Origin of the sequence: Roseofilum capinflatum BLCC-M114 (assembly GCF_030068505.1) — a bacterium.
Taxonomy (GTDB): Bacteria; Cyanobacteriota; Cyanobacteriia; order Cyanobacteriales; family Desertifilaceae; genus Roseofilum; species Roseofilum capinflatum.
In genome coordinates this window covers 25,672-37,658 of the sequence record NZ_JAQOSO010000042.1, presented here as the reverse complement: position 1 = coordinate 37,658, position 11,987 = coordinate 25,672, and the positions used below count along the sequence as shown (strand labels likewise).

Sequence of the window (11,987 nt, the reverse complement as noted above, 5' to 3'; positions counted from 1 at the left end):
TTGCCTATTGCCTATTGCCTATTGCCTATTGCCTATTGCCTATTGCCTATTGCCTTTTGCCTTTTGCCTTTTGCCTAGCGCGAAGCGCTGTATACCTCATAGCAGAAAAAACTGCTGTATAGTTGTCGTTGGTGGTCAATAGAAAATTTATTTCCATTCCAACATGAATATTAAACCTCGCAAACGCTTTGCCCAACATTGGCTCAACAGTGATGCCATTCTGAATAAAATTATTGCAGCTTCTGATTTGCAAGCCACCGATCGCATCTTAGAAATTGGCCCAGGCACAGGAATTTTAACCCGCCAACTGATTGCCCAAGCCCAAGCGGTGGTTTCTGTAGAGATTGACCGGGATCTGTGCAAAAAATTAGTCAAAAAGTTAGGAGCCTCGGAAAACTTCATCCTCCTGCAAGGGGATATCCTCGCCTTAGATTTAGAGAATCTGCTTTCCCCCTATCCCTTGTTTCAACATCCCAACAAAGTCGTTGCTAACATTCCCTACAATATCACCGGCCCGATCTTAGAAAAACTCTTGGGAAAAATTGCTTCACCTGTGCCAAAAAATTACGATAGCATTGTTCTCTTAGTGCAAAAAGAAGTCGCCGATCGCCTAGTCGCCAAACCCAGTACCAAAGCCTTTGGTGCATTATCGGTGCGCGTCCAGTATTTAGCCGATTGCCAACTCATTTGTCCTGTCCCGGCAAAAGCCTTTTATCCGCCTCCAAAAGTGGAATCTGCCGTCATTCGCTTAACCCCCCGCAGCTTAGAACAGCCCGCTCATAACCCCCGTCACTTAGAACAAATCGTCACTCTGGGCTTTTCCTCGAAGCGGAAAATGCTACGCAATAACTTAAAATCGAGGATTGAGAGCGATCGCCTCACCGCTATCCTAGAACAACTCAACCTCAATCCCCAAGCCCGCGCCGAAGACCTCAGCCTAGAAAACTGGGTTCAGCTCAGTAATACCTTACAGGATACGCCCCTATAAACGACAATTTATAGCGCGTAGCGCTATAGTATTTACAAATCCTGGAAAACGGCATGGATAGCTGGTTCGATATCTTTCGTTATAGCCAGGGCTGATCCCATTCTCCGACCTTATTCCCTATTCCCTATTCCCTATTCCCTATTCCCTAGCGCGAAGCGCTATAACCGCTCAAAGATCGGCTTTAAGAGCAGCTCAGGATCATCCTTAAAAAACATATGACCGCCCTCAAATAGCTGTAAATCAAACCTTGCAGAGGTTTGTTGCTTCCATTGCTCAAACTGCTCGGCAGTCGCCACCGGATCGTTGATTGCTCCAAACATGGCGATCGGCAACTCTAACGGCGGTTCTGATTGATACTGATAGTTCTCATTCACCTTTAAATCTGCCCGAAAAATGGGTAAAAACAACTCCATCAAATCCGAATTTTGCAGCACCGCGTCTGGTGTGCCTCCGTATTGACGCAGAGCTTCAATTAAGATGGCATCTGATTGCAGATAAAGGGGATTATCAATCGGAATTTGGGGCGCACGGCGACCACAAACAAATAAGTATTCTGGTAAACTGCAACCTTGGCGACGCAACTCACGGGTGAGTTCAAACGCAATTAAAGCACCCATACTATGGCCAAAAAAAGCAAACTTTCCTGGTTCTAAACTAGGAATTATCGCTTCCGTAAGTGCCTTAATTAACGGCTCTAAGTCAGTAAAGCAAGGTTCTTTTAACCGGTGTTCCCTACCCGGTAATTGAATCACAAAAAGTTCAATGTCCGAGGAGCTATAGGTTAACCAAGGACGAAAGAACAGAGCGCCTGCTCCTGCGGGAGGAAAACAAAAGAGACGCAAGGGCGCATCAAAGCGCTGAGGAGGGGGAATAATCCACGGAGTCGATGGGTAGGATGCAACCATAGAATACACTAAGAGTGAACAAGCAAAGAGAATAACCATTCAAGCGATCGCCTACGTTGCATCTTACCCTAAAATCCCCAGTCTAACGGACACACCTGAATTTCCTCCATCGGTTCCCTTCCCTAGGTTCTGCTCCTTCATTTAAGATAGAGGGATAGTCCTCAGTGCTTCCCAGTAAGCATTCAGTCAGAAAATTAATGGGTTAAAGTAATGGCAGATAGCAACAGGACAACCCCTGAAGAGAACGAGATTTTCAATCCTGAAGCCAGCAAAATCTTGGTGGTTGATGATGTACCGGAAAATCTGCGCCTGCTGAAAAGTCTACTGAAAAATGAAGGATATGATGTACGCTTTGCCCCTAATGCTAAATTTGCCCTAGCGAGTCTAACCCGATTTGTGCCAGATCTGATTCTTTTAGATATCATGATGCCCGAAATGGATGGATATGCTCTGTGCGAACAATTAAAGAAGAATCCGGACACGCAAAAAATACCTGTTATTTTCTTAACTGCTCTCAATGAAGGAGCCGATAAAGTTAAAGGTTTTCAATTGGGAGCCGTAGACTATATTACTAAACCCTTTCAAGCCGAAGAAGTCTTGGTTCGGGTTGCTCATCACTTGAAGTTGACAGATTTAAATCTCAAGCTTCAGGACAAAAATAAAATTTTACTCCAGAAAAACCATCAACTCCAAGAAGCCGAGCGAGAAACTCGGCTCTTGTTAGAAGTGACTCAATACTTAACCCAAGCTTCCACTTGGGAAAAGGCGATCTCCCAAATCATCAAAAGTATTTGCGATCACATTTTCTGGGATTATGGAGAAGCGTGGTTACCCCAGGAAGACACCCAAACCTTATCTTATCTTGCCAATCCTTTCGCGAATCATCCGACCTTTAAATCCTTTTGTCAACTCAGTGCTACCTTGCAGTTTTCCTTGGGAGAAGGATTACCCGGAAAAATTTGGCAAACTAAAACCCTAGAATGGATTGAAGATCTTACTCAAAACTCTGAACATTTATATACCCGGCAATCCTCCGCCCTTCCAATTGGATTAAAATCCGCCTTTGGCATTCCCATTATGGTGAATCAAACGGTGATGGCTATCTTGATATTTTACCAAAGTCAACCCACCCCTTGTCAATTAAATATCGTTGCCCTGGTTCAGGCGATCGCCAGCCAAATTAGTCTTCTCATCCAACGTAAACAAAGTGAACTGCAACTGCAACAACAAACCCAAGATCTCGCTCAAGCACTCCACCAACTTAAAACCACCCAAATTCAACTCATTCAAAGCGAAAAAATGTCCAGCCTAGGGCAACTGGTGGCTGGAATTTCCCATGAAATCAACAACCCAGTCAGCTTTATCATGGGTAACATCGAACATCTAGAAAGCTATATCCAAGATCTGATTCAAGTCTATTATTCCTATCAGCAATCCTATCCCAACCCTCCCGCTCACCTCACCCAACTTATTGCCGATCTCGAAATTGACTTTACCCTAACCGACTTACCTAACGTCATCCTTTCCATGAAAAGTGGAACCGAAAGAATTACCAAAATTGTTAACTCATTACGTCGGTTTGCCCATTTAGATGAATCCCAACTCAAAACCGTAGACATTCATGACGAACTTGAAAGCGTACTCACCATCTTAAACAATCGTCTGAAACTTCAGCCTTCTCCTAGAAGCAATCAAACCCATGGGCCAGAAGTCCAAGTTCAACGAGACTATGGCTCATTACCCAAACTTGATTGTTTTGCCGGAGAACTGAATCAAGCCTTTATGCAAATTATGATGAACGGTATTGATGCTCTACAGGAACGATATCAAGCGGAAAAACAAGAGCCTAACTTTCCTTATACCCTCAACATTAAAACCCAATGGCTCCAGGATTTAAGGCAAGCAAAAATTGAGATTAGTGATAATGGAATTGGCATTCTTCCAGAGGTTAAAGCCCGAATTTTTGACCCCTTTTTTACCACCAAACCAGTAGGAAAAGGTACAGGGATGGGTATGGCTATTAGTTATCAAATCATTGTCGAAAAACATGGAGGTAGCCTTAAGTGTATTTCTGCGCCAGAAGAAACCACCTTTATTATCAACCTTCCTCAAAGCCCATCTCGTCAATAAAAGATTACTTTATCTATGTTATTTAGGTTTATATTTATACTTAAAAAGCCTCGATTGTCTACGTGATTGAGAGCCTACTTGAGTGGCTTTTATCGATCTTCAATTGTTTTCTAAAGAAAAAATAAAAAAAAGTTATAAAATCTCATTTTATGCTTAGATTAAATAGGAAAGTGTATGGATAAAGTCAAAAAAATGATGACTAACAAAACTGGAGATAAAAAAGTCATTAATAAGCTTGAGCAAGATGCGATGGAATTCTTACTGGGGAAACTGAGTGGTAATTTATGGCCTTATCTGTATGGAACTCCTGAAGATGCCAATGATCCCGTTCGAGGTGGTATTTTGTACAATGAGATGCTAAAGGGGGAAGAAGATTATTACCTTTACAAGTACGAAGCGGAACTCTTCCAAAGTAAAGGACATCTTCTAACCCAACAACTTGGTGCAAATGCGACATTCATTGAATTAGGGCCTGGCAGTGAAACCAGTATCCGTCTGAAAACTTTGCCCCTGCTGCGCTCTTGCGAGCAATTAAACGGATACTTGGGAATTGATATTTCCCAGGATTTTGTAGATAAAGTTGTGGAAGTGATTCGGGCTGAACTGCCTAAGATTTCGGTTGAAGGAATGCAGCAAGACTTCACGCAACTGGAGACTCTACCCGAATATGAAAAACCGGTTGTTTTATTCAAGGGGAGTACCATTGCCAATTTGAGAAAAGAAGAAGTTCCCGTTTTTATCGCTCATATCAAGGAATTAATTGGTAAACCCCACTATTTACTCCTGGTTCATGATGCTAACCAAGATGAAGTTTCTTTGATGAAGGCCTATGATACGCCAAAAATGGCTGTTTTCATGGAGAACATTATGTTTCGTGTCGATCGGGATTCGGGTGCAGTGGGAATGAAACCAGAAGCCTTTAGTTATAAACCAGAATGGGTATCTGAAACTCACGATCTCAAGCATGTTTTGACGGCAACTGAAACGCAAAATATTGAAATTCAAGGACACACTGTAGTCATTGAAAAAGGGCAGAAAGTTCATACCTTGAGTTCTTTTAAATATCCCCCTGATGTATTTAAATCGATGATCGCTTCTGTCGGATACAAGTCTATTGATTATATTTTAGGGGATCACAATCGGATGGCGGCTCATCTTTTTCAAGGTTAAAGCCCGGAATTGATCGTTGTATTTTTGACTTAAATTAGGATCGTGTGGCTTTGGGCAAGGGTTTAGGGTAGAGCAGACCCATAGATTATGATTGGGCCGGTTTTAGGGTTACAATAACCTACGGTTGTCCCGATCGCTGGTCATCAGTGAATGGGTCGGGCGTTTTTTTTGCGTCGGCGATCGCACTTGACCTATGCTCTCTCTATCCTGAATTCCCTGTCCATCTCACTCAACAACTTGTTCATCACTTTATCCCCTTATCATGCCTAAAGTTCTCGTTTGCGATCCTATCGATCAAGCTGGAATAGACATCCTATCTCAAGTTGCCCAGGTTGACGTAAAAACCGGCCTACCTGTCGAGGAACTGGTGAAAGTCGTTCCCGAATATGACGCTCTCATGATTCGCTCCGGAACCCGCGTCACCCAAGAAATCATTGAAGCAGCAGTCCAACTGAAAATTATCGGTCGTGCTGGGGTTGGAGTCGATAATGTCGATGTCCCGGCTGCCACCCGCAAAGGGGTAATTGTCGTCAATTCCCCAGAAGGCAACACCATTGCGGCCGCTGAACATGCCCTAGCCTTAATGCTATCCCTGTCCCGTCATATTCCCGATGCGAACCAGTCCGTAAAAAATGGTCAGTGGGAACGTAAAAAGTTTGTCGGTACAGAAGTCTATAAGAAAACCCTGGGAATTGTTGGCTTAGGAAAAATTGGCTCCCATGTGGCCGCAGCCGCTAAAGCCATGGGCATGAAGCTCATTGCCTTCGATCCGTTTATCTCCGCAGAACGGGCCGATCAATTGGGCTGTCGGCTCGTGGATATGGATGTTCTCATGCAAGAATCCGATTATATTACTCTCCACATTCCCAAAACGCCAGAAACGACTAACTTAATCAATGCGAAGTCTTTGGCTAAAATGAAACCCACAGCTCGGATTATTAACTGTGCTAGAGGAGGAATTATTGATGAAGCAGCCCTAGCTGAGGCGCTCAAAAACGGTCAGATTGGGGGGGCGGCTCTGGATGTGTATGCCAATGAACCCCTAGGTGAATCGCCTTTAACTGAGTTAGGTAAAGAGGTGATTTTAACGCCCCATTTAGGAGCTTCGACCACAGAAGCTCAAGTGAATGTAGCGGTTGATGTAGCTGAACAAATTCGGGATGTGCTGCTCGGACTCCCGGCACGCTCGGCGGTGAATATTCCGGGACTGCATCCGGATGCCCTGGAACAGTTGCGCCCCTATTTGCAATTGGCAGAAACTTTGGGTAACCTGGTCAGTCAGTTGGTGGGCGATCGCGTAGAAAGCCTCAATATTCGCCTACAAGGGGAACTAGCCAATAATCAAAGCCAACCCATCGTCATTGCGGCTCTTAAAGGGTTACTCTCACGAGCGTTGCGAGAGCGGGTTAATTACGTCAATGCTTCCATCGAAGCCCAAGAGCGCGGAATTCGCGTCATTGAAACCCGCGATGCTAGTATCCGGGATTATAGGGGGTCTCTGTTATTGCAAGCCAAAGGCCCCTCGGAAGAACATGATGTTACCGGGACACTGCTTGGTGATGGCGAAATTCGCATTACCACAGTTGATGGCTTCCCGATTAATGTACCCCCCAATCAACATATGCTCTTTACCCGTCACCGGGATATGCCGGGGATTATCGGTAAAATTGGCTCTCTGTTGGGGAGTTTTAATGTCAATATTGCCAGTATGCAAGTCGGACGGCAAATTGTGCGCGGCGATGCGGTTATGGTATTAACGATTGACGATCCCCTACCAGAGGGAATTTTAGAGGAAATTCTCAAGGTTCCTGGGATTCGCGATGCCAATACAGTGATGTTGTAGGAATCACTTATGGCGCTTCGTTCCGATTAAATACCTTAATTAAAAGTCCAGGGAGCAAGATGCTCCCACTCCAGTCCTATCAAAGAATTTGAGGAGTGCGGGCATCATGCCCGCTTCTTAACCCATTAGCCGAACATGATTGGATTGGTAATCATAAGGGAAGCAATACCCAGAGTATCAGTGATGGCCTGATGCTCTAATCCCTCTAGGGCCTGGCGATCGTCCACCAGTTCTACCTGGGAAGTAATGAACTGTTGTTATGGCGATCGCTGGGAAGACATCTCACAACACAGCACAACGCCTGGCGCTGTTCAGGAGTAACCTAAACATGCAATAAAACGTTACTTAAATCAGATAGTTTATAAACTTTTATTACAATTTACCTCGAATTTGCATAAAATTGACCAGAAAATCCTGAGAACCCTATAGAGGCTGATGCAACTTCTCCGGGTTATTCCTGATTTAGAGTAAACGGAATGTTCTGCCTTGGCTCTCTGTTGTATGATTCTGCTAAGGAGAATTGATGATGAATAAGTCCCTCAGTTTAGTTGTACTGGCAACCCTCGGTAGTGTTCTGGGTTGGACAAATGCAGCACCAGCAGCAAGTTTAATTGATTTTGAAACCCTACCCAATGGCGAGCTTCCCACTGATAACCATCCATTAGGTCTTGATGAGGCTTACCTGATTGATGGCATTGGGATTACGTTTGGATTTGATACCAATGGTGATGGTGTGACTGATACGCCAGTAGTATTGGAAAAAGTGGGAAATGATACAGTTCGGGGGTTTGGAAGTCAAGCAGGATGGGATACAGCTATACCTGGATTTGAAGAACAACTTGGCCAGTTTTTTGTACGTCAACCATCTACCATCAATGATTTTAATTCTTTAATTATCAATTACAGTTCACCGGTCACAGCCGCATCTGGGGAAATCTGGGATATTGATGGCTGGTTGAACAATACAGAGCAATACAAAATCGAGGCATTTGATAGCAATCGTGAAGTTCTAGCAACTATCGTATCTCCTTTAGGAGTCAATATTGCCGGAGGTTTAGATGGTAAGCCTTGGAGTTTCGGTTTCTCAGATCTATCAGATATCCGTCAAATTAGTATCTCATTTACTGGCACGAAAAAAGGATATTTTGGTCTTGCCTTCAACAACTTTTCACCCACCATAGACCAGACTGCCCCTCCACCTACTTCCGTACCCGAACCCTTAGCCGTTTTAGGAACACTTCTAGGCACAACCTTCGGCATAGTTACCCTGAAGAAAAAGCAATTCAGCTAGACTCTGCTGGTTCCTTTCAACTTATAGCGGTTCGCGCTGGTTTATTTACTGAATCTGTAGGGGCGGACGGCCGTTCGCCCCTACAACCGGGTCTTAAAAGTCCCCATCTAGGGCGGAAACGCACCGCTCGCAGAGGGTGGGATGTTCAGCGCTTTCGCCGACGTGGGTGGAATAGTTCCAGCAGCGATCGCATTTTTGGCCCTCTGCTTTCACCACACCAATACCCAGAGTATCAGTGACTGCCTGATGCTCTAGCCCTTCTACAGCCTGGCGATCGTCCACCAGTTCCACCTGGGAAGTAATGAACAGATAGCGCAGTTCATCCACTCCATTACCAATAGTGACGGCTTCTGGAGTCTCCGATGGCGCTTCTACACTGGAGTCACTGAGGTCACTGAGCGGAGTCGAAGTGACCTCAGTCGAAGTGACCTCAGTCGAAGTGACCTCCTCTGCCGTTTCGGAAGCTTTTCCAGTTCCCAGAAACTCTTGTACTGCGGTATTCACCTGACTCAAGAGAGCGGAGCGCTCTTGGGCATAGAACAGCCGTTGACGCACAAACCAGATGGTATAGATAATGCCTACCAGTTCCAACAGGAGGGAGAAGATGGGCAACTTCAGCATCGATTGAGCCGTTGTCCAGCCTACATTTACCGTGGCGGCTCCACCGACTAAGACGAATAGAGTCAAGAAGGCGCGGGGATAATCTTTTACCCATTGCCGCCATTGTTTCCACCATCGGGTGGCAACTGCCATGAACTCGCCCAACGATCCGGCTTCTGTCGGGGTGGATTCTGTTGGGGCGGGTTCACCCAGATCTGGGTGGGAAGAGCCAACCTTTTCTGAACCCGCCCCTACTGGGGTTTCTCCCACCGGTTGCGGTTGGGGTTTTAGGGTGACGGAGAGTTCAGGGTTAAAGGCTTCTAGGAGTTCCCGCAACTGGGCATCCGCCACATAGAGCAAAACTTTGGCTTCTAGAGCCGAGCCGATCGCCTTCGCATTCCGCGCCCCTTCTAACACCTTATTCACTTCCGTGCGAATTTGGCGCAATTTTGTCCATTTTTCGGCTAACGGGGGATTGTGCCAATAGGGTTCACTCGCTAACCATCCCGCCTGAAATACGGATTCATGGGGCGTTTGGTAGGGCAGATTTTGCCAGATGTCCTCTGCCATGTGGGAGAGTACGGGAGCGATCGCCCGTGCTAGGTTTTCGACGGCGATCGCCAGCACCGTCTGGCAACTGCGGCGACGCTTACCATGCTCTGCACTGATATAGAGCCGATCTTTGGCAATATCCAGATAGAAGTTGGACAAGTCCACTACGCAGAAATTCTGCACCGTTTGGAAGAAGCGGAAAAACTGATAACTTTCAAACGCCTCGGTGATTTGGGCGAATACTTCCCCCATGCGATGCAACATATACTGGTCTAACTCTGGCATTTCCTCATAGGGGACGCGATCGCGCTCTGGATCGAAATCATATAAATTCCCCAACAGGAACCGGGAGGTATTGCGGATCTTGCGATACACATCCGATAGCTGTCTCAGAATCGTCTTACTAATGGGAACATCCGAAGAATAATCTACCGAAGATACCCACAGACGAAGCACATCCGCCCCATAGGGGGGAGCCTCCTTCTTATTGTTACCCCCGTTAATAATATCCAACGGATCGATCACATTCCCCAGGGACTTACTCATTTTCCGTCCCTGTTCATCCAAGGTAAACCCATGGGTTAACACGCTCTTATAGGGAGCCATCCCCTGAGTTGCCACACTGGTGAGCAAACTAGACTGGAACCAGCCCCGATGCTGATCGGAGCCTTCTAAATAGAGATCCACCGGATACTTCAACTCTTTCCGGGATGCGGCTACTCCCGCCCAGGAACAGCCGGAATCAAACCACACATCCATGGTATCCATGCCTTTGCGGTAATTCTGCGCCTCTTTTTGATATTTGGGCGGTAATAATTCTTCTACGGACAGGTTCCACCAAGCATCAGAACCTTGCTCGCGGATAATCCCTTTCACATGGTCGATGGTTTCTTGGGTTAATAGGGCTTCTCCCGTTTCCTGGTGATAGAACACCGGAATCGGTACACCCCAATTCCGTTGTCTCGAAATACACCAGTCCGATCGCTCGGCAACCATGGCACTAATCCGGTTTTCCCCAGAACCAGGAATCCATTTGACCGAGGCGATCGCCTCCATTGCTGCTTCCCGGAACTTCTCTACCGAAGCAAACCATTGCTCCGTTGCCCGGAAAATTGTCGGTTTTTTGGTGCGCCAATCATAGGGATATTTATGCACATAGGGCGATTGTTTGATTAAAGCACCCGCTTCTGTCAGGGCTTCGATAATGGACGGATTCGCATCTTTGAGTACATTTAATCCCGCGAATTTACCTGCTAATTCCGTCAGATCACCCGCATCATTCACCGGAGACAACACCGGCAATCCATAGCGTTGGCCGACCATAAAATCGTCTTGCCCATGGCCCGGAGCTGTATGAACTAATCCTGTTCCGGACTCCGTGGTAACATAATCACCACCAATCACAATGGGAGACTCCCGGTTAAACAGAGGATGCTGATAGGTGCAATGCTCCAGATCTTGCCCCTTGACTTTTGCCTTCGGGGTTAGCTTCACGTCCAATTCTTCTGATAAGCGGGCGATCGCCCCTTCTGCCACCAGGATATACTTCGGTAAAGTCCCCTTACCCGTAGATTCCGGTTCATCATCACTCCCTTTGGCAAATCCCTTACCCTTCGTCTTCTTCGGCGCTTTGCCCCAAGGGGTTTCCACCACTGCATAGGTTAACTGTGGATTGACGGCTACCGCCAAATTCCCCGGAATCGTCCAAGGAGTCGTTGTCCAAATCCCTACCCCCAGATCCGGCATAAACGGATCGAGCTGGGCAAACACCCCATCATTGAGATGCACCATCCGGAACACCCCATAGATACTATCAGAGGTATGGCCTTCTGGGTACTCTAACTCAGCTTCGGCTAGAGCGGTGCGAGAACTGGGACTCCAATGCACCGGTTTCAGACCCCGATAAATATAGCCCTTAAGTACCATTTGCCCAAACACCTCAATTTGAGCCGCCTCATATTCCGGAGTCAGAGTTAAATAAGGGTTCTCCCAATTTCCCCAAACCCCATAGCGCTTAAAACCTTCTCGTTGTTCATCAACGGTTTTTTGGGCAAACTCGGCTGCTTTTTGGCGCAGGGTAATGGGAGTCAACTGCTTGCGCTCATTCGACTTCATAGCCTGAAGCACCTTCAGTTCAATCGGCAGTCCATGACAGTCCCACCCCGGTACATAGCGGACTTTATGGCCTTGCAGCAACTTGTACTTATTGATAATATCCTTAAGGATTTTATTCAACGCATGGCCCATATGCAGAGAACCATTGGCGTAGGGAGGGCCATCATGGAGAATGAACAAATCCCCTGGATTCTCTTGGGAGAGCTTTTCATAAATCTGATGCTCTGCCCAAAATTTTTGCAGTTCCGGCTCTTTTTTGGTGGAATTTGCCCGCATATCAAAGCCAGTTTTGGGCAAATTGACGGTGGTTTTATAGTCTTTTGCTGCTGTCACGGTGCTATTGGGAAGGGTTAGGGACAAAAGGGTTATGAGTCTGTAGTCAGATTTTAACAG

The 11,987-nt window shown here is 46.2% G+C and carries 7 protein-coding genes; 5 read left to right on the top strand and 2 right to left on the bottom strand.

Features of this window, described 5'->3' with window-relative positions; all coding sequences use genetic code 11:
- Positions 1-163 precede the first annotated feature (163 nt).
- Positions 164-988: a 16S rRNA (adenine(1518)-N(6)/adenine(1519)-N(6))-dimethyltransferase RsmA gene (rsmA, locus tag PMG25_RS08550; protein ID WP_283766480.1), complete on the top strand. Its 825-nt coding sequence runs from the start codon at positions 164-166 to the stop codon at positions 986-988.
- 158 nt (positions 989-1,146) lie between these two features.
- On the opposite strand, the gene PMG25_RS08545 is transcribed toward rsmA, so the two are convergent.
- A complete protein-coding gene (locus PMG25_RS08545) occupies positions 1,147-1,893 on the bottom strand; it encodes a thioesterase II family protein (RefSeq protein ID WP_283766479.1) in 747 nt (248 codons plus the stop codon).
- 210 nt (positions 1,894-2,103) lie between these two features.
- On the opposite strand from PMG25_RS08545, the gene PMG25_RS08540 reads away from it, so the two are divergent.
- From PMG25_RS08540 to PMG25_RS08525, 4 genes are all read left to right on the top strand, one after another.
- Positions 2,104-4,023, top strand: coding sequence for a response regulator (locus PMG25_RS08540; RefSeq protein ID WP_283766478.1), 1,920 nt, complete (start codon positions 2,104-2,106; stop codon positions 4,021-4,023).
- Between the two features lie 195 nt (positions 4,024-4,218).
- On the top strand, positions 4,219-5,193 hold the full coding sequence (locus tag PMG25_RS08535; RefSeq protein WP_283766477.1) for an L-histidine N(alpha)-methyltransferase: 975 nt from the start codon (positions 4,219-4,221) through the stop codon (positions 5,191-5,193).
- 262 nt (positions 5,194-5,455) lie between these two features.
- On the top strand, positions 5,456-7,036 hold the full coding sequence (gene serA / locus PMG25_RS08530; protein ID WP_283766476.1) for a phosphoglycerate dehydrogenase: 1,581 nt from the start codon (positions 5,456-5,458) through the stop codon (positions 7,034-7,036).
- A gap of 526 nt (positions 7,037-7,562) precedes the next feature.
- Entirely contained in the window at positions 7,563-8,327 is a 765-nt protein-coding gene (locus PMG25_RS08525) for a PEP-CTERM sorting domain-containing protein (RefSeq protein WP_283766475.1), read from the top strand.
- Positions 8,328-8,420: 93 nt separating this feature from the next.
- Here the strand turns inward: PMG25_RS08525 and ileS are convergent, their stop codons facing one another.
- Positions 8,421-11,927 (bottom strand): isoleucine--tRNA ligase, encoded by a 3,507-nt coding sequence (gene ileS / locus PMG25_RS08520; RefSeq protein ID WP_430540953.1) that lies wholly within the window; start codon positions 11,925-11,927, stop codon positions 8,421-8,423.
- Positions 11,928-11,987 lie beyond the last annotated feature (60 nt).

Bases quoted from the DNA above. Each gene is read 5' to 3' on its own strand.
- PMG25_RS08540 (WP_283766478.1), top strand. From the start codon at position 2,104: ATGGCAGATAGCAACAGGACAACCCCTGAAGAGAACGAGATTTTCAAT.
- PMG25_RS08535 (WP_283766477.1), top strand. From the start codon at position 4,219: ATGACTAACAAAACTGGAGATAAAAAAGTCATTAATAAGCTTGAGCAA.
- serA (WP_283766476.1), top strand. From the start codon at position 5,456: ATGCCTAAAGTTCTCGTTTGCGATCCTATCGATCAAGCTGGAATAGAC.
- rsmA (WP_283766480.1), top strand. From the start codon at position 164: ATGAATATTAAACCTCGCAAACGCTTTGCCCAACATTGGCTCAACAGT.
- PMG25_RS08525 (WP_283766475.1), top strand. From the start codon at position 7,563: ATGAATAAGTCCCTCAGTTTAGTTGTACTGGCAACCCTCGGTAGTGTT.
- PMG25_RS08545 (WP_283766479.1), bottom strand. From the start codon at position 1,893: ATGGTTGCATCCTACCCATCGACTCCGTGGATTATTCCCCCTCCTCAG.